General features: G+C 73.2%; 14 protein-coding genes. 4 read left to right on the plus strand and 10 right to left on the minus strand.

Going from position 1 to position 18,788, the window contains the following annotated elements; translation table 11 throughout:
* Positions 1 to 7 precede the first annotated feature (7 nt).
* The 5 genes from ACIQVD_RS23020 to ACIQVD_RS23040 form a co-directional block, all read right to left on the minus strand.
* Positions 8 to 1,099 carry a glycosyl hydrolase family 32 gene (locus tag ACIQVD_RS23020; protein WP_402291451.1) on the minus strand — a complete coding sequence of 364 codons (1,092 nt, stop codon included), beginning with the start codon at positions 1,097 to 1,099 and terminating at the stop codon, positions 8 to 10.
* Between the two features lie 89 nt (positions 1,100 to 1,188).
* On the minus strand, positions 1,189 to 2,112 hold the full coding sequence (locus tag ACIQVD_RS23025) for a carbohydrate ABC transporter permease (RefSeq protein WP_400680361.1): 924 nt from the start codon (positions 2,110 to 2,112) through the stop codon (positions 1,189 to 1,191).
* 2 nt (positions 2,113 to 2,114) lie between these two features.
* A complete protein-coding gene (locus ACIQVD_RS23030) occupies positions 2,115 to 3,143 on the minus strand; it encodes a carbohydrate ABC transporter permease (RefSeq protein ID WP_402291453.1) in 1,029 nt (342 codons plus the stop codon).
* 63 nt (positions 3,144 to 3,206) lie between these two features.
* Positions 3,207 to 4,499, minus strand: a complete 1,293-nt coding sequence (locus ACIQVD_RS23035) for an extracellular solute-binding protein (protein ID WP_402291455.1) — start codon at positions 4,497 to 4,499, stop codon at positions 3,207 to 3,209.
* Between the two features lie 130 nt (positions 4,500 to 4,629).
* On the minus strand, positions 4,630 to 5,649 hold the full coding sequence (locus ACIQVD_RS23040; protein ID WP_400680354.1) for a LacI family DNA-binding transcriptional regulator: 1,020 nt from the start codon (positions 5,647 to 5,649) through the stop codon (positions 4,630 to 4,632).
* Positions 5,650 to 5,920: 271 nt separating this feature from the next.
* On the opposite strand from ACIQVD_RS23040, the gene ACIQVD_RS23045 reads away from it, so the two are divergent.
* On the plus strand, positions 5,921 to 6,247 hold the full coding sequence (locus ACIQVD_RS23045) for a putative quinol monooxygenase (protein WP_400680353.1): 327 nt from the start codon (positions 5,921 to 5,923) through the stop codon (positions 6,245 to 6,247).
* 45 nt (positions 6,248 to 6,292) lie between these two features.
* On the opposite strand, the gene ACIQVD_RS23050 is transcribed toward ACIQVD_RS23045, so the two are convergent.
* Entirely contained in the window at positions 6,293 to 7,255 is a 963-nt protein-coding gene (locus ACIQVD_RS23050) for a TerC family protein (protein ID WP_400680351.1), read from the minus strand.
* 201 nt (positions 7,256 to 7,456) lie between these two features.
* On the opposite strand from ACIQVD_RS23050, the gene ACIQVD_RS23055 reads away from it, so the two are divergent.
* On the plus strand, positions 7,457 to 8,356 hold the full coding sequence (locus ACIQVD_RS23055; RefSeq protein ID WP_402291457.1) for a DNA glycosylase AlkZ-like family protein: 900 nt from the start codon (positions 7,457 to 7,459) through the stop codon (positions 8,354 to 8,356).
* A gap of 91 nt (positions 8,357 to 8,447) precedes the next feature.
* On the opposite strand, the gene ACIQVD_RS23060 is transcribed toward ACIQVD_RS23055, so the two are convergent.
* Positions 8,448 to 8,795: a PRC domain containing protein gene (locus ACIQVD_RS23060; protein WP_100834799.1), complete on the minus strand. Its 348-nt coding sequence runs from the start codon at positions 8,793 to 8,795 to the stop codon at positions 8,448 to 8,450.
* Between the two features lie 421 nt (positions 8,796 to 9,216).
* On the opposite strand from ACIQVD_RS23060, the gene ACIQVD_RS23065 reads away from it, so the two are divergent.
* A complete protein-coding gene (locus ACIQVD_RS23065) occupies positions 9,217 to 12,447 on the plus strand; it encodes a penicillin acylase family protein (RefSeq protein ID WP_402291459.1) in 3,231 nt (1,076 codons plus the stop codon).
* A 49-nt stretch (positions 12,448 to 12,496) separates the two neighbouring features.
* Here the strand turns inward: ACIQVD_RS23065 and ACIQVD_RS23070 are convergent, their stop codons facing one another.
* From ACIQVD_RS23070 to ACIQVD_RS23080, 3 genes are all read right to left on the minus strand, one after another.
* Entirely contained in the window at positions 12,497 to 14,584 is a 2,088-nt protein-coding gene (locus ACIQVD_RS23070) for a dipeptide ABC transporter ATP-binding protein (RefSeq protein WP_402291461.1), read from the minus strand.
* A complete protein-coding gene (locus ACIQVD_RS23075) occupies positions 14,581 to 15,555 on the minus strand; it encodes an ABC transporter permease (RefSeq protein ID WP_400680344.1) in 975 nt (324 codons plus the stop codon). The genes ACIQVD_RS23070 and ACIQVD_RS23075 overlap by 4 nt, the downstream gene beginning before the upstream one ends.
* A 142-nt stretch (positions 15,556 to 15,697) precedes the next feature.
* Entirely contained in the window at positions 15,698 to 16,681 is a 984-nt protein-coding gene (locus ACIQVD_RS23080) for an ABC transporter permease (protein ID WP_100834802.1), read from the minus strand.
* A gap of 363 nt (positions 16,682 to 17,044) precedes the next feature.
* On the opposite strand from ACIQVD_RS23080, the gene ACIQVD_RS23085 reads away from it, so the two are divergent.
* Entirely contained in the window at positions 17,045 to 18,739 is a 1,695-nt protein-coding gene (locus ACIQVD_RS23085; protein WP_400680341.1) for an ABC transporter family substrate-binding protein, read from the plus strand.
* Positions 18,740 to 18,788 lie beyond the last annotated feature (49 nt).

Consider the following 18,788-nt stretch of genomic DNA (forward strand, 5'->3'; position numbering starts at 1 on the left):
CGCGACCTCAGCAGACCGACGCGGCCTCGGCGGGCCGACGTCCGGCGGCTTCGGGCCCGACCGTTCCGCGTCCGGCGGCTTCGGGCCCGGCGGCTTCGAGTTGAGCGGGGCCGGGTTCCGCGGGGTCGGGTTCCGCGGGGTCGGGCAGTCCCTCGACGGTCAGTCGGCGGCCGTCCCAGGAGACCGGCATCGGGTCGCTCACCCCGCCGGCGAAGCCGCCGTCGGGGCCGGTGTGGTGGAAGCCCAGCAGGACCCAGGACCCGTCGCGGCGGCGGACCAGCTTGCCGCTGTAGTAGCGGTCGTCGGTGACCTGCCGCGCAACGCCGATGTCGAACGGGCCGAGCAGTCCCTGCGCGGGGGCGGCCCAGATGCCGCCGCGGGTGCCGGTGGCGCGGCGGCTGTCGGAGGCGTGCTCGGCGAGGCAGGAGAAGAGCAGCAGGGGCTTGCCGTCGACGATCTCGGTCTGGGTGACCTCCAGTTGGCCGAAGCCGTGCGCGGCGGGGGCGGACAGCGGGGGCCGCAGCCGCCAGTTCCGCAGGTCGGCGGAGACGGCGTGGCCGATCACGCCGCGTTCGAAGGCGGGGCCGGTGGTGGCCCGGGCGGTGATCAGCATGTGCCAGCCGTCGCCGTCGGGGTCGGGGAACACCCAGGGGTCGCGGAACGCCTCGTCGTGCCACTGGCCGGTGTCGAGCGTCTCGTACCAGGCGGGGTCGGCGCTCAGCACCGGGTTGGCGCCGGCCTTGTGCCAGGTGGTCAGGTCGGTGGAGGTGGCGTAGCCGATGCGCTGGACGTTCTTGCCGTCGGCGGCGCGGGTGGAGCCGGTGTAGAAGAGGAACCAGGTGCCGTCGGGGTGCCGGACCACCGAGCCGGTCCAGGTGGCGAGGTCGTCGAAGGCGGGGGCGTCGGCGCGGACCAGGGCGTCGGGGACGCGGGTCCAGTTCCGCAGGTCGGTGGAGACCGCGTGGCCGATGGAGGCGCGGTAGTGGCGGGCCTCGGGGTCGTGCAGGGCGCGGGAGGCGTAGAGGAAGAACAGGTGGTGCTGTTCGCCGTCGTCGGCGCACCAGAAGTCCCAGACCCAGGAGTCGGGCAGCGTGAACATGTCGGCCTTTCGGGCAGGCCGCGCGGACCCCCGGCCGCGGCGGGCGGCGGGGTCGGCGGGGTCGGCTGGGGTACGGGGAGGGCGGGGGGTCAGCCCTTGACGCCGCTCGCGGCGACGCTGCTGACGAAGGCGCGCTGGAAGGCGAGGAAGACCACCAGCACCGGCAGCGTGATCATCGACGTGTACGCCATGACCTCGCCCCAGGCCGGGTTGTCCTGGAAGAAGTACTGCATGCCGACCATGACGGGGCGCAGCTTCTCGTCCTGGACCACCATGGTCGGCCACAGGTACTGGTTCCAGGCGGGCAGGAAGGTCAGGATCGCCACGGTGGCGAACGCCGGGCCGGACAGCGGCACGACGATCTTGCGGTAGATGGTGAACCAGCCAGCGCCGTCGATCCGGGCGGCCTCGTCGAGCGAGGTCGGGATGGTGGAGAAGTACTGGCTGAACAGGAAGACGGAGAAGGAGTTCGCGACGAACGGGATGATCTGCACCTGGTAGCCGTTGAGCCAGCCGGTGTCCCACACCACGGCGCCGTCCTGGAGGAACAGGATCGGCAGGTGCGCGACCCAGTACACCAGGGGCACCGCGATCGTCTCGAACGGGACGATCAGGGTGGCGATGACGACGCTGGTCACCAGCCCCCGGCCGCGCCAGCGCAGGCGGGAGAGGGCGAAGCCGGCCATCGAGTTGACGACCAGTCCCAGGCCGACGATCGCCACCGTCACGAACAGCGAGTTCAGCAGGAACCGGCCGACCGGCACCCGGTCGAAGACGGCCCCGTAGTTGTCCAGGCTGATGTCCCCGACCGGGAGGAAGGCCCGCCAGCCGCCGATGTCGGAGAGCAGTTGCCCGTCCGGTTTGAGGCTGGAGACGAACATGAACACCAGCGGGAACAGGAAGAACACCGCGAGGCCGACCAGCACCAGGTAGGACCACGTCCGGCGGCGCCGGCGCAGCTGTCGTTCGCTCGTCTCGGTGCGCGCCCGCGGCGCGCGTACGGTCTGGGCCACGGTCAGTCCTTGTCGCGGGTGAGGTGGCGCTGGATCAGCGCGATGGCGAGCACGATCACGAAGAAGATCAGCGACAGGGCGGAGCCGTACCCGATCTGCTGCTGGCGGTAGCCGGTGAGCACCGCGTGGTAGACCAGCGTCGAGGTCGCGTCGACCGGGCCGCCCTGGGTCATCACGTCGATCTGCACGAACAGGCCGAGCGCGGCGATGGTGATGGTGATCAGGACGAAGATCCTGGTCGGGCGCAGGCACGGCCAGGTCACGTCCTTGAACTGCCGCCAGGCGCCCGCGCCGTCCATCCGGGCGGCCTCGTAGAGCTCCTCCGGGATGGTCTGCAGGCCGGACAGCCAGATCAGCATGTGGAAGCCGACGGCCTGCCAGATCGACAGCACGATGATCGCGAACAGCGCGGTGCTCGGGTTGTTCAGCCAGGCGGTGCCCTGCCAGGCGCCGAAGGTGATCGAGTTGATGAAGGAGTTCACCAGGCCGTCCGGCTGGTACATGAACTTCCACAGGATCGAGACCACGACGATCGAGGTCACGACCGGGATGAAGAAGATCACCCGGAACGCGGTGACGCCGCGGATCTTCTGGTTGACCAGCAGCGCCAGGAACAGCCCGAACCCGGCCTGCACCGGCACCACCACCGCCGCGAAGACGAAGGTGTTGGCCATGGACCGGAAGAAGGTGGGGTCGACGGTGAACGCGCGGACGAAGTTGTCGAGGCCGACGAAGCGCAGCGGTTCGGGGGAGATCAGCCGCGCGTTGGTGAAGGACAGCGCGAAGCCGAGCAGGACCGGCACGATCAGGAAGGCCAGCAGCAGGATCACGGCGGGCGAGGCCATCGCCAGGCCCGCCCTGGCCTCGCCGCGGCGGGCGGCGCCGGGCCGCTTGCGCCGCGGCGCGGGGGCGGCGGGGGTGCTGGCGGCCGGGGTGCCCGGGGCCGCGGTGCCCGCGGGGGCGCCGGCGGCGGGTGGCGGGTCGTTGCGGCCGGGGTCGGCCGGGGTGTCGAGGCGGAGGGTCTCCGTCATGGGGTCACGCCTTTCCGGTGGCCGGGCGGCGTGCGCGCCGCCCGGCCACCGCTCGCCGCTGCGTCAGTTGCCGTAGCCGTTGTTCGACTTGATGTCGCTGTCGATCGCCTTCACGGCGGCGTCCAGGGTCGACTTGACGTCGGCGCCGTTCATGATGTCCTTGGCGGCCTTCTCGAAGCTGGTGGAGACCACCGGGTAGCCGGGGGTGGCGGGCCGGGCCAGGGCGAACTTCTGCGCCAGGACGGCGAACTGGCGCAGCGCGCCGTCCTGGCCGAAGTACGTGGAGGCCGCGGTGGCGCCGGCGGTGGCGGGGATGACGACCTGGCTGTCCGCGAACTCGGTGAGGTACTTGTCCTGGAAGCTGAACTCCAGGTAGGCGCGGGCGCCTTCGGACTGGGCCTTGCCGCAGCCGGTCGAGATGCCCCACTGCCAGGAGCCGCCGCCGATCTTCGGCCCCTTGCCGAAGTCCACCGGCGGGAGGACCAGCAGGTCGGAGCCGACCTTGTCGAGCGCGTCCTTGGCGTTCCACACGCCGGTGTAGCTGAGCGCGACCTTGTCGTCGATGAAGTTCTGGTTGCCGACCGGACCGTTGCCGTTGGCCCAGCCGTTCTTGAAGACCTGCTGGAACCAGGTGAAGAACGCCACCGAGTCCGGCCCGTCGAGGGCGCCGGCGGCGGACTTCAGGCCGGTGCGGTCGATCTCGTCGCCGCCGGCGCTCTGCAGCATCGGCGAGTAGGCGTAGCTCCACCATTCGCCCTTGTCGGCGGCGCCCAGGTCGAGCGGGGTCCGGTAGCCGGAGTCCTTGAGCTTGCCGATCGCGGCGTCGAACTCGGTGCGGTTCCAAGGCTGTTCGACGGTCGGGATGCGGATCCCGTTCTTCTCCAGCACCGACTTCCGGGCGAAGAGTGCCAGCGCGGCGTCCCAGTAGCCGGCCGAGTAGACCGTGCCCCGGTAGGTGCCGACGGTGGTGGGCAGCAGCGAGTCGGTCAGGCCGGTGGGCAGGCCGAGCGGCTGGAGGTAGCCGGCCCAGGCCCAGTTGGGCATGATCGGGCCGTCCATGTCGATCAGGCAGGGCAGGTTGCGGGCGGCGGCGGCCGCGGTGACCGCGTCGTTGTACGAGCCCTGCGGGAAGTTCTGCTGGACGACCTCGTACTTGCTCTGCGAGGCGTTGAAGTCGTCGATGATCTTCTTGTAGACGGCCAGCTCGCCGGGGTTGCCCGCCGAGTGGGTCCACATGGTGATCCGCGTCGGGCCGCCGTCGGAGGACGTGCCGTCGTGGCTGGCCTTGGCACAGCCGGTGAGCGCGACCGTACCGAGCAGGCTCGCCGCTGCTACCATCGCGAGGGGATTGCGCACAGGTGGTCCCTTTCCGGGGGCCGACCGCCAAGTCGGCACCCGAGTGGACGGCAGCGCCAACTGCCGTGTGGTTGCTCCAGAAGATCGGCAGCGCCAACTGCCGTGTACTGCGAGGAGTTCGCCGCCGTTCTCAGCTCGCCCGCGAAGGCGGCGGCGGACCCACGGAGCCCCGACGGATGATCGGGCACTCCATCCGGTGCGGGGCAGCCGGGTCGGCCTCCCGCTCCCCCAGCGCCACCTCCATCGCCCAGCGCCCCATCTCGTAGTGCGGCAGGGCGACGGTGGTCAGCGGCGGGTCGAGTTCGGCGGCGATCAGCTGCTGGTCGTCGTAGCCGACGATCGACAGGTCGTCCGGAATGTGCAGACCTCGGCGGTGGGCCTCGGTGTACGCCCCCATCGCCATCCGGTCGTTGAAGCAGAACAGCGCGGTCGGCCCGGTCCCGGCCGGCAGGTCGAGGAGTTCCGCGGCGGCGGCCCGGCCGCCCCCGGCGTCGGTCTCGCCGTGCACGTGCAGGGCGGGGTCGGGGGTGATGCCCGCTTCGGCCAGCACCTGCAGGTAGCCCTGGTGCCGCAGCCCCGAGGCGACCACGCCCGCGCCCCGCGGGGCGTCGAGGTAGGCGATCCGACGGTGCCCGGCGGCCACCAGCTCCCGGGTCGCCGCCACCCCGCCCTCCCGGTCGTCCGGCACCACGGCCGGCCAACTCCCCTGCGCGGGGCGGCAGTCCAGGAAGACGCTGCCCTCGGCGAGGCCGGGCGGGGCGTCGACGACCTGGTGCCACATCCGGGCGTAGATCATCGCGTCGACCCGCTGTCCGGTCAGCGCCTCGACCGCCTGCCGCTCCTGCGCCCGGTCGCCGTCGGTGTCCACCAGCACCACCAGGTGGCCGTGCTCCCGGGCCGCGTCGTTCGCTCCCGCGAGCATCCGGCCGGCGAACGGGGTGGTGGCGATGGTGTCCGAGATCAGGCCGATCATCCGGGTGCGCCGGGTGCGCAGGCTCCGGGCCACCGAGTTGGGCGCGTAGCCGATCGCCTCGGCCGCCTCCCGGACCTTCGCCTGGGTCAGGGCCGAGATGCGGTCGCTGCCCGCCCCGCTGAGCACCATCGACACCGTCGCCGTCGACACGCCCGCCGCGGCGGCGACATCGGACATCCGCACCCGCGTCATCGCCGCTCCCACCTCGCTCCCCGCTCTGTTTAATCGATTAACCGCCGGGAAGCGAGTATGCAATCACGCCGTTACCCGGTCAAGGGGTGGCCGCGGCAGCGTTACCTCACCGCAATGCGGGCCGGACCTGCGCCGGAGCGCGGGGGCGGTGCGCGGCGCGCGCGGGGGCGGTGGCGGCGGGGGGTGCGCGGATCTGGGAGGGTGGCGGGTGCCGGCACACGTGCCCGTGTGCGTACCAGACACCAGAGGAGCAGCCGTGATCTTCATCGCTGTGAAGTTCACCATCCGGCCCGAGCACAGCGCGGACTGGACCGAGCGGGTCGGGGAGTTCACCTCCGCCACCCGCGCCGAGGAGGGCAACGTCTTCTTCGAGTGGTCCCGCAGCGTCGACGACCCGCACCAGTACGTGCTGCTGGAGGCGTTCCGGGACGGCGAGGCGGGTGCCCGGCACGTCGAGTCGGAGCACTTCAAGACCGCGATGGCCTGGATGCCGGACTCGATCGCCCGGACCCCGGAGATCATCAACGTGGAGGTCCCCGGCAGCGGCTGGAGCGCGATGGCGGAACTCAGCCCGCGCGGCTGAGCCCGTCGCCGCCGGGCGGCCGGGCGGGCGGTGTCCGACGAGCGGTCAGGCGCCGGCCGCCCGGTCCCGTCGGCGGGAAGCCAACAGGCTGGCCGCGGTGGTGACGACCAGCACCACCACGATGAAGCCCAGCGAGAACGCGATGCCGATCTCCGGGACGTGCACGCCGCTCTCGTGCAGCGCGTGCAGGATCAGCTTGACGCCGATGAAGCCGAGGATCACCGACAGCCCGTAGGACAGGTAGACCAGCCTGGTCAGCAGGCCGCCGATCAGGAAGTACAGCTGGCGCAGGCCCATCAGCGCGAAGGCGTTGGCGGTGAAGACGATGTAGGCGTCCTGGGTCAGGCCGAAGATCGCCGGGATGGAGTCCAGGGCGAACAGCACGTCGGTGGTACCGATCGCCAGCATGACGGTCATCATCGGGGTCATCAGCCGACGGCCGTCCACCCGGACGAACAGCCTGGTGCCGTGGTACTCGTCCGTGGACGGGACGCGCCTCTTGATCAGCCGCAGCAGCCGCCCCTCGTGGTACTCCTCCGCCTCCTTGTCCTGCCCGGCCTCCAGCAGCAGCTTGACGGCCGTCCAGACCAGGAACGCGCCGAACAGGTAGAACACCCAGGAGAACCGCTCGACCAGCGCCGCGCCGCCCGCGATGAAGACCGCCCGCAGCACCAGGGCGACCACCACCCCGAACATCAGCACCCACTGCTGGTAGATCCTCGGCACCGCGAACTTGCCCATGATCAGGATGAACACGAACAGGTTGTCGACGCTCAGCGACTTCTCCGTGACGTACCCGGCGAAGAACTCCACCGCCGACCGCGACCCGGCGTACCCCCACACGAAGCAGCCGAACAGCCCCGCCAGCACCACCCACACGGCGGTCCAGACCCCGGCCTCCTTGATCGAGACCTCGTGCGGCTTGCGCCCCCCGATGAAGAAGTCGGCCACGATCAGGGCGATCAGCACCGCGATGGTGCCGGCCCACAGACCCGCGGACACGTCCAAGGCTGCTCCTCGAGGTCCCGTCGAAAGCACCATCCTGACCGGCCGGAACCGCCCCGCCCGCACGACACACCCGGACGCCCCGGACGGAGGGCGGGTGGGGACCGGGGGCGGGAACTGCGGACGGGAAGTGCGGACGGGAAGTGACCGGTGCGGTCCGTAGCGTGGCGGTAGGCGAGCCATTCGACGGGAGAACCCGGGCGGGTGGACCTGGGGCCGCTGCTCGCGGACGGGCGGCTGGTGCGCTCCCTGTCGCTGCGCGGCACCCGGCACCTTGTCCGGCGGGGCGGACCTGCCGCAGTGGCGGACGCTGCTCCGGCCGGTGCTGGAGCGCCTCTCCCGGGCCCGGTGCTTCGCGGTGGCGACGGAGGGCCTCGACCCGGACGGGATCGCCCTGGCGGCAAGGGAGCTGCTGGCCGCCGGGCCCCTCCCCCGGCGGGCCCTCGGGCAGGCGCCAGCGCGGCGCCGTCCGGGGCGGGACGGGCGGCTGCCGGCGGGCGTGGCGGAGCTGCGGGTGCCGATGGCGCACGGGCCGGAGTCCTCCGCCTGGGGTCCTGGGGCACCCGTCCGAACGTCGCCCTGGCGCTCGCCGGGGAGCCGGCCGGCGAGCTGCCGGGGGCCGCGGCGGTGCTGCGCCACCTGGCCGCGTTCGGGCCGGCGGGGGTGCGGGACTTCCAGAGCTGGTCCGGGCCGACCCGGACCCGCGCGGCGTTCGAGGCGCTGCGGCCCGGGCTGCGGGTGTACCGCGACGAGCGGGGCACCGAGCTGTTCGACCTGCCGGACGCGCCGCTCGCCGACCCGGAGCGGCCCGTCCCGGTGCGCTTCCTGCCCGCCTACGACAACCTGCTGCTCGGGCACGCCGACCGGACCCGGGTGGTCGCCGACGCCCACCGCCCCCTGGTGATGCCGGGCCGGGCCCTGGTCCGCCCGACCTTCCTGCTGGACGGCTCCGTCGCGGGCACCTGGGCGGTCGCGGGAGCGGAACTGCGGATCTCCCCGTTCGCCCCGCTCCCCGCCTCCCGGGCCCGGGCGGTGACGGCGGAGGCCGAACGGCTGGCCGCCTTCCTCGGGCCGGAGTGGCGGGTGGCGTTCGCGGCGGAGTGACGGTGCGTCAGGTGCGCCCTGCGGTCCGGGCGCGCCGGTGGCCACCGCACCCCGTCCGCCGACGGGGTGCGGTGGCGCTCGTGGCGGACCGTCAGAGGCCGGTGTTGTAGTAGCCGCCGACGGTGCGGCGGTACTCGGGGTCCAGGGCGTGCGACTCGTGGTGGTACTCGGGGGCGTTCTTGATCTCGTCCTTGGTGCTGCCCACCCAGACGGTGCGGGCCTCCTCGTCGATGCGGCGGATGGTGCCCGCCGGGAGGAGGACGCTGCGGCCGAAGATCCACGGGCCGGTGTCGACGACGATGTGGCCGTCCTCGGCCTCGTAGGAGTGCTTGTCGACCTTGCCGATGTGGCCGTCGGCGGCCTCGACCCGGAAGCCGGTCAGATCGACGCCCGGGTTGTAGCCCTCCGCCTTCTCGTAGCCCCACATGCCGTTGCTCACAACTGCCTCCTTGGTGAGGGGAGTTCGTCGTTCTGCCGGTTCGGCTGCCCGGTTTCCGGGCGGGCATGCGCGGCTTTTCGGCGGATTTGGCGGCTTACGCGCGACGGGGGACGGCGGCGTCGGCGGGACCGGCGGCGGGGCGGGTGGCGGGGCGGGTGGCGGCGGGGCCGGTGGCGGCGGGACGGGTGGCGGCGGGGCCAGCGGTCTCGGCGGGTTCGAGGCGGGCGAGCCGGCCGGTGCGCGGGGTTTCGGCGGTCGGCCGCGGGTGCGCGTTTCCGGGTGTGCCGACGGGGCGTCAACTCGCGTTCATGACAGGTGGATGACAGTTCCGTGGCGGGGCGCGCGGGACCCCTACCGGGGGGTCACCGCGCGGACTAGCGTGCGCCCGGATTCCGATACCCGCTGTCAGGAAGAGGCCCAGGTGCCCGCTGCCCCCGTTCCCCGCCGACTGCGTTCGGCGGCCCTCGCCGTGCTCACCTCCGCCGCGCTGCTGTTCGGCGCGCTCACCGCCCAGCCGGCCGCCGGGGCCGCCGCCGGGCCCGCCCCCGCCGCCGGGGACCCGTGCCTGGGGCAGTGCCAGGACATCCTGACGGCGGGCGAGAACGGCCACGCCACGCTGGCCGGGATCCTGCTGCACCAGACCGTGGGGACCCGTCCGGCGCACTCCGCCGACCAGGTCGACGCGTACGACGCGCTGCTGCACGACTACAGCGGCCTGACGCCCGACCAGCTGTCGAGCTACTTCGACGACGCCTCGTTCGGGGTGCCCGCCGGGCAGGTGGAGAGCACCACCACGCCGCGCGCCGGGGTGACCATCACCCGGGACAAGGCGACCGGCACGCCGCACGTGAAGGGCGTGACCCGCTCGGACACCGAGTTCGGCGCGGGCTACGCGGCCGGGCAGGACCGGCTGTGGCTGATCGACGTGCTGCGGCACGTGGGGCGCGGGCAGCTGTCCTCGTTCGCGGGCGGCGCGGCGGGCAACCGGGCGCTGGAGCAGAGCCTGTGGGCGGTGGCCCCGTACACCGAGGCGGACCTCCAGCAGCAGGTGGACCGGGTGAAGGCGGCCGGCCCGCGCGGGGCGCAGGCCTGGCAGGACATCCAGGACTACGTGGCGGGCCTGAACGCCTTCGCGGCGGCCGACGTCGCCGCGAACACCTACCCGGGCGAGTACGTGCTGACCGGCCACGGTTCGACCATCGAGCCGTTCACGGCCACCGACGTGGTGGCGATCTCCTCGGTGATCGGGGCGATCTTCGGCGGCGGCGGGGGCGGCGAGGTCGGCAACGCGCTGGCCCGGCTCGCCTTCCGCCAGCAGCTCGGCACCGAGGCGGGCGACCGGGCGTACGCGGCCTGGCGGGCCGAGGACGACCCGGAGGCGACGCCCACCGTGCACGACGGCAGCAGCTTCCCGTACGCGGCCTCGCCCGCCGCGCCGGTGGGCACCGCGCTGCCCGACCCGGGGTCGGTGACCGAGCTGCCGCACGCCGCCAACGGCACGGGCACCGGGGCGAGTTCGGCCGCACCCACCACCGCGTCCGCCACCACGCCCACCGCCGCCGCGTCCAGCGCCGAGGGCGTGCTGCCCGCCGACCTGATCACCGCGAAGAAGGGCATGTCGAACGCCCTGCTGGTGTCCGGCGCGCACACCGCCTCCGGGCACCCGATCGCGGTCTTCGGCCCGCAGACCGGCTACTACGCGCCGCAGATCCTGATGGTGCAGGAGCTGGACGGGCCCGGCCTGCGCAGCCGGGGCGCGTCCTTCCCGGGGCTGAGCTTCTACGTGGAGATCGGCCGCGGCCTGGACTACTCGTGGAGCGCGACCTCCGCCAACCAGGACATCACCGACACCTTCGCGGTCGACCTGTGCGAGCCGGGCGGCGGCACCCCGAGCACCGCCTCCACCGGCTACCTGCTGGACGGGACGTGCACCCCGTTCGAGCGGCTGACCCGGCACAACGCCTGGCAGCCGAGCACCGCGGACTCCACCGCGGCGGGCTCCTACGACCTGGTGACGCTGCGCTCGGCGTACGGGCTGGTCACCCACACCGGGACGGTCGGCGGGCGGCCGGTGGCGTACACCGCGCTGCGCTCCACCTACCGGCACGAGGCGGACTCGGTGATCGGCTTCCAGCAGTTCAACGACCCGGCGGCGATCACCTCGGCGGCGGCGCTCCAGCGCGCCGCGCAGGACATCGGCTACACCTTCAACTGGTTCTACGCGGACGCCGACCACACCGCGTACTACAACTCCGGCGCCGAGCCGCTGCGCGCGCCCGGCACCGACCCGGACCTGCCGATCCTGGCGCGGTCCGCCTACCTCTGGCAGGGCTGGGACCGGACCGCGAACACCTCCGCGGTCGAGCCGCCCGCCCGGCACGCCCAGTCCACCGACCAGGACTACTACGTCAGTTGGAACAACAAGCAGGCCCCGGGCTTCACCTCGGCCTGGGGCAACGGCGCGGTGCACCGGGCCGACCTGCTGGACTCCCGGGTGAAGGCGCTGACGCAGCGCGGCGGCGTCACCCGCACCGACCTGGTCAAGGCGATGGAGGACGCCGCCAACGTCGACCTGCGGGCCGAGCGGGTGCTGCCCGAGCTGCTCGCGGTGCTGGACTCCGCGCCGGTCACCGACCCGGCGGCGGCGGCCGCGGTCGCCGAGCTGCGGGCCTGGGCGGCGGGCGGCTCGCACCGCCGGGAGGCGAGCAAGGGCGCGGGCGTGTACACCGACGCGGAGGCGATCCGGGTGCTGGACGCCTGGTGGCCGCTGCTGGTGGAGGGCGAGTTCCGGCCCGGCCTGGGCGACGGGCCGTGGCGGGCGCTGACGGCCGTCGCGCCGATCAACGAGACGCCCTCGGGCGGGCAGTTGGGCGGGACGTCCGGCGGCAGCGACATCGCGGCGGGCGAGGCGCACAAGGGCTCGGCGTTCCAGCACGGCTGGTGGTCGTACGTCGACAAGGACCTGCGCACGGTGCTCGGCCGGTCCGTGACCGGCCCGCTGGACCGGGCGTACTGCGGCGGCGGCACGCTCGGCGCCTGCCGGCAGGTGCTGCTGACCACGCTCGCCCAGGCGGTGGCGACCCCCGCCGCCACCACCTACCCGGCCGACAAGTACTGCGCGGCGGGCGACCAGCTGTGCGCCGACTCGATCGTGCACCGGGCGATGGGCGGCATCACCGTGCCGCGGATCGCCTGGCAGAACCGGCCCACCTACCAGCAGGTGGTGGAGTTCCCGGCCCGGCGCACCGACGACCTGACCAACCTGGCCCGCGGCGCGACCGCGACCGCCTCCGACTACCAGGACGCGATCGTCGTCTCCTACCCGCCCAAGCAGGCCGTGGACGGCAACCCCGGCACCCGCTGGGCGTCCAAGACGGTGGCCACCGCCTGGCTGAACGTCGACCTGGGCGCGGTCCGCAAGGTCGGCCGGGTGGTGCTGGACTGGTCCGACCAGTACGCCACCTCCTACCGGATCGACGTCTCCACCGACGGCGCCGCCTGGCGCACCGTCTACTCCACCACCACCGACCGCGGCGGCCTGGAGAACCGCTCCTTCACCCCGGTGGACGCCCGGCACGTCCGGGTGGTGCTGCTGGCCCGCGGCACCGACAACCGCTACTCGCTCAACGAGGTCGGCGTGTACGGGAAGTGACCCGCCGCGCCGGGCCCCGGACGGACGGCGTCCGGGGCCCGGCGCGCGTTCAGTCCGGGTAGTGGCAGGCGGCGGTGTGGTCGGTGCCGGGGGCGGCCGGGACGGGGCGCGGCGGTTCGGTGGCGCAGCGGTCGCGCTGGGCGGGGGCGAGGGTGGGGTGGACGGGGCAGCGGGTGCGGAAGGGGCAGCCGAGGTGGCGTTCGGCGGGTGAGGGCGGGTCGCCGGCCAGCAGGCGGCGGGGGCGGGCGCGTTCGGCGGGCGGGTCGGGGAGCGGGACGGCGGCGAGCAGGGCCCGGGTGTAGGGGTGGCGGGGGTGGGTGAAGACGCGTTCGGCGGTGCCGGTCTCGACGGTGCGGCCGAGGTACATGACGGCGACCCGGTCGGCGAGGTGGCGCACCACCGACAGGTCGTGCGAGACGAACAGGTAGGCGAGGCCGAGTTCGGCCTTCAGCCGCTGGAGCAGGTTGAGCACCCCGGCCTGGACGGAGACGTCGAGGGCGGAGACCGGTTCGTCCAGGACCAGCAGGTCGGGGCGGACGGCGAGGGCGCGGGCGATGGAGATCCGCTGGCGCTGGCCGCCGGAGAACTCGTGCGGGTAGCGGTCGGCGTGCGCGGGGTCGAGGCCGACCTGGCGCAGCAGCTCGGGGACGCGGCGGCGGGCCTCCGCGGTGGGGGTGCGCTGGGCGAGCAGCGGTTCGGCGAGCACGTCGCCGACCGGCATCCGGGGGTCGAGGGAGGCGGCCGGGTCCTGGAAGACGATCTGGACCCGGGAGCGCAACCGCCGGACCGCGGCCCGGTCGAGGGTGGCGGTGTCCTGGCCGAGGAGTTCGATCCGGCCGCCCTGCGGGGCGGCCAGCCGGAGGATCTCGTACAGGGTGGTGGACTTGCCGGAGCCGGACTCGCCGACCAGGCCGAGCGTCTCGCCCCGCCGGATGTCGAGGTCGACGCCGTCGACGGCGTGCACCTCGCCGGCCCGGCGGCGCAGCAGGCCGCCGCGGTGGCGGGGGAAGCTGCGGGTGAGGCCGTGGACGGCGAGGACGGGCTCGCGTTCGGCGCGCGGGCGGGGGACGGTGGCGGCGGGCGGCAGCTCCGGGAGGGGGTAGACCTCGGCGGGGGCGGGCCGGGCGGCGGCGAGGTGGTCGGCGCGGACGCAGGCGGCGAGGTGGGCCGACGGGGGCCGGCCGGTGCCGGTGAGCGGCGGCTGCGCGGTGCGGCAGCGCTCCTCGACCAGCGGGCAGCGGTCGGCGAACGCGCAGCCGGGGCCGGTGAGTTCACCGGCGGCGGGCGGGGAGCCGGGGATCGGGACGAGTGGTCCGCCGCGGCCGTCGAGCCGGGGGACGGCGCCGATCAGGCCGAGCGTGTAGGGGTGCCGGGGGGCGGCGTACAGCTCGTCGACGGGGGCGGTCTCGACGATCCGTCCGGCGTACATGACGGCGACCCGGTCGGCGCTGCCGGCGATCACCCCGAGGTCGTGGCTGACCAGGACCAGGGCGGCGCCGCTCTCCCGCTGGGCGGTGCGCAGCACGTCGAGGACCTGGGCCTGGATGGTGACGTCGAGGGCGGTGGTGGGTTCGTCGGCGAGCAGCACGTCGGGGTCGTTGGCCACCGCCATGGCGATCATGGCGCGTTGGCGCATGCCGCCGGAGAACTCGTGCGGGAAGGCGTCCAGGGCGCGGGCCGGGTCGGGGATGCCGACCAGGTCGAGCAGGTCGGCGGCGCGCTTGCGGGCGGCGGTCCGGCCGAGGTCCTGGTGGATCCGGACGGCTTCGGCGATCTGGTCGCCGATCCGGTAGACCGGGGTGAAGGCGGACAGCGGGTCCTGGAAGACCATGGCGATCCGGCGGCCGCGGACCTCGGCGAGCTGCCGGGCGGGCAGGCCGACCAGTTCGCGGCCGTCCAGCCGGACCGAGCCGCCGGTGCGGGCGGTGGCGGGCAGCAGGCCGAGCACGGCGAGCGCGGTGACGGACTTGCCGGAGCCGGACTCGCCGACCAGGCCGAGCGTCTCGCCCCGGTGCAGGTCGAGGTCGACGCCGCGGACCGCCGGGCGGCCGTCGAAGTCGACGGTGAGGTCGCGGACGGTGAGCAGCGGCGCGGTCGGCGGCGTGGCGGTCGGCGGCGTGGCTGGCGGGGTGGTCACGGGGTGCTCCGGCGCGAGGGGGTGGTGGTCGGACGGCGGCGGCGGGGTCGCCGGGCGGGGCGGCGGCGTCCGGCGGCGGCCGTCGGGTCGAGGGCGTCGCGCAGGCCGTCGCCGACCAGGTTGACGGCGAGCACGAACAGCACCAGCAGTCCGGCGGCGAAGTAGAACAGCCAGGGGAAGACGGGGGCGTCGCCCGCGCCGGCGGCCAGCAGGGTGCCGAGCGAGACGTCGGGCGGGCGGACGCCGAAGCCGAAGTAGGAGAGCGCGGCCTCGCTCATCACGGCGCCGCCGACGGTCACGGTGGCGTCGATGATCAGGAACGAGGAGACGTTCGGCAGCACGTGCCGCCAGATGATCCGGAACGGCCCGACGCCCATGTACCGTGCGGCGGCGACGAATTCGCGCTCGCGCAGCGAGCGGGTCATCGAGCGGACCACCCGGGCGGTGATCATCCAGTTGAACACGGCGAGCAGCAGCACGAAGGCGATCCAGCCGCTGCCGCGCAGCCGGGGCGAGAGCACGGCGATCACCAGGAAGGCCGGGAAGATCAGCAGCAGGTCGACCAGGAAGGTCAGCACCCGGTCGGTCCAGCCGCCGAAGTACCCGGCGCAGGCCCCGACCAGCGAGGCCAGGCCGGTGGAGAGCACCGCCACCAGCAGCCCGATCACCAGCGACTTCTGCAGGCCCCGGACGGTCTGCGCGAACACGTCCTGACCGAGCCCGTTGGTGCCGAACCAGTGCGCGGCGGACGGGGGTTGGCGCAGGTTGGCGTAGTCGGGCGCGGCGTAGTCCCAGGGCGTGAGGTAGGGCCCGACGAAGGCCAGCAGGAACAGCAGCACCAGCACGACCGCCCCGGCCACCGCCCCGCGCGAGCCGGCCAGCCGGGCGGCGGCCAACCGCACCCGGCCGCGCGGCGCGAACGCCTCGGCGGAGGACGGCTGCTCGGCGGCGAGGACGAGTTCGGCGCTCATCCCGCCACCGCCCGAGCGGACGCGGCGAACGCGGCCGCCAGCCGGGGTGCGGGCGTCAACCGGGACGCAGCCGTCGACCGGGGTACCGCCGCCGACCGGGGTGCGTCCGCCGACCGGTCGGCGGGAGAGGCGAGTTCGGTGTTCATGCGGCCCTCACCCGGGGGTCGAGCGCGGCGTGCAGGGCGTCGGCGAGGAAGCCGGCGGCGAGGACGACCACGGCGGCGAACAGGTTGACGGCGACGACCGAGTTGACGTCCTGCTCGTTGACGGCCTGGATGAACCACTCCCCCATGCCGTGCCAGCCGAAGATGGTCTCGGTGAAGGCGGCGCCGGTGAACAGGCCGAGGAAGGCGTAGGCGAACATCGTGGTCATCGGGATGATCGCGGTGCGCAGGCCGTGCTTGAGCAGGGCCCGGCCGCGGGTGAGCCCCTTGGCCTCGGCGGTGCGCAGGTAGTCCGCGCCGAGGACGTCGAGCATGGTGGCGCGCTGGTAGCGGCTGTAGGTGGCCAGGCCGCCGAGGGCGAGCGAGAGGGTGGGCAGCAGCAGGTGCAGCCCCCAGTCGGCGAGGTGGGTGCCGAGGCCGCCGGCCAGGTTGGGCGTCTCGTAGCCGGTGAACGGGATGACGTCGTGTCCGGCGGCGTCCTTGGCGGCGATGGCGCCGTTCTTGAGCAGCAGGGCGAGCAGGAAGACGGGTGTGGAGAGCAGCACGAAGGAGAGCACGGTCAGCAGCCGGTCGGAGAGCCGGTACTGGCGCACCGCGCTCCAGGCCCCGGCGGCGACGCCGAGCAGCATGCCGAGCAGGCTGCCGACCAGCAGCAGCCGGAGCGAGACCCAGATCCGGCGGCCGAACTCGTCGTTGACGGCGGTGCCGTGGATGGTGCGGCCGAGGTCGCCGTGCAGCAGGCCGTCGGCCCAGGTGCCGAAGCGCTGGACCACGGGGGTGCGCTCGTTGAGGTTGAGCGCGGTGAGCTGCCGGTCCACGGACGCGGCGGAGGGCCGGGGCTGCTTGGCCTCGAAGTAGGCGCGGGGGCCGAGTGCGGTGGCGGTGAGGGCGTACGACAGGAACACCGCCGCGGTCAGCAGGGCGGCGTAGTAGCCGAGCCGTTGGGCGAGGTATCGCGTCACGGCCTGCCTCCGGTGTGGTTCGCACACCTGGGGAACATGGTCATTTGCCTTCGCTAGTACGGGTTTTGACGCACTTTCGGGCAGCAGTTGTACGCCACACCGGACGGTCCGTCCAGGGCCCGCCGCGCCGACGGGTCCACCCGGTCCGGGGAACCCGCTGGTCACAGCTGATCAGACGGGTACGGACGGCGTGTTGCCACAGTGTTGCCCCGCGTTTCACTTCGATCAGTTCTGCACGCCCACCCCTGGTGGGGTGGCTGACGGGCTGTTACGTTCGCCCCGTCGGCACCGACTTGGCTGCCCACCATCAAGTGCCGCCACACCTGGCGGCCCCCCACTCTTCGAAACCCGAGGACTCCCCCGATGCGCACACCGCCCGCCACCCGCCGGATCGGCCGCACCGCCGCGGCGGCCCTCGCCGCCCTCCTCGCCGCGACCGCCTGCAGCTCCACCGGCGGGTCGACGGGCGACGTGGCCAAGACCGTCTCCCCCACCGTGGACGCCGAGGACGACAACCCGCAGCCGCTGGACAACATCAAGGACGGCGGCGAGCTGCGCCTGCCGCTCCAGCAGTGGATCACCCAGTGGAACCCGTACCAGGTCGACGGCAGGTACGGGGACGCGGTGGAGATCATGTACTACACCGAGGCCAAGCTCTTCCAGGTCGACGCCAAGGGCGTCTACCACCCCGACCCCTCGTACCTGGTCTCCGCCGAGGTCACCTCCACCTCGCCGCAGGTGGTGACGTACAAGCTCAACCCGAAGGCGGTCTGGTCCGACGGCACCCCGATCGGCTACCGCGACTTCGAGGCCGTCTGGAAGGCGTCCAACGGCAAGGACCCGGCGTACAACCTCGCCGACTCCTCCGGCTACGAGCAGATCTCCGCCGTCGAGCAGGGCGCGGACGCCGGGGAGGTCAAGGTCACCTTCGCCCAGCCGTACGCCGACTGGCAGAACCTGTTCAACCCGCTGCTGCCCGCCTCCGGGATCTCCACCCCGCAGGACTTCAACGACGGCTGGGTGGAGAAGGTCCCGGTCTTCGGCGGCCCGTTCGTGGTCTCGAACGCCGACAAGACCGCGCAGACCATCACGCTCACCCCCAACCCGCACTGGTGGGGCCCGAAGCCCAAGCTGGACCGGATCACCTACCGGGTGCTGGACGCCGCCGCGATCACCCAGGCGTTCCTGAACAACGAGGTCGACCTCGCCTCCGCGGGCACCGCCACCGCGTACGGCCAGCTCAAGGACGCCGCCGGCGCGGCGATCCGCACCGGCACCCCCTGGGACGAGGTGCACATCTCCTTCGGCGGCAACGGCCCGCTCGCCGACCAGAAGGTCCGCCAGGCGCTCGGCCGGGCGATCGACCGCGCCTCGCTGATCAAGATCGCCAACAAGGGCGTCCCGGTGGAGTTCAAGCCGCTCGACAACCACCTGTTCATGACCAACCAGAACGGCTACCGGAACAACGCCGGGGACTGGGCCTCCTACGACCCGGCCACCGCGAAGAAGTGGCTGGACGAGGCCGGCTGGAAGGACGCGGGCGGCACCCGCAGCAAGGACGGGCAGCCGCTGGAACTGCACTACGTGCTGAGCGACGGCTCCACCCAGGCCCAGACCGACCTGGCCACCGCCGTGCAGAACATGCTCCAGCAGGTCGGCGTCAAGCTGACCCTCGACAAGGTCTCCAGCAAGGAGTACTTCACCAAGTACATCAACCTGGGCAAGTTCGACCTGGCCAGCTGGCGCAACACCGACTCCTTCCCGCTCTCCCAGACGGTGGCGATCTACCGCGCCCCGCAGGGCGACAACGTGTTCGGCAACTACTCGAAGCTCAGCACCCCCGAGATCGACGGCCTGCTGCGCAAGGCCGCCGCCACCCTCGACCCGGCGCAGGCCGACGAGCTGTACAACCAGGCCGACGCGAAGATCTGGGAGCTCGGCCACACCCTGGAGCTCTACCAGCGCCCCAGCATCGTCGCCGTCCGCAAGGGCCTGGCCAACTACGGCGCCGGCAGCCTGGCCAGCACCGTGATCACCTCGGTCGGCTGGCAGAAGTAGCCCGCCCGGTCCGGTGCCCCCGCCCCGGGCGGCACCGGGCCGCCGACAC

The sequence above is a fragment of the Kitasatospora sp. NPDC090308 genome (assembly GCF_044769485.1).
Classification (GTDB): domain Bacteria; phylum Actinomycetota; class Actinomycetes; order Streptomycetales; family Streptomycetaceae; genus Kitasatospora; species Kitasatospora fiedleri.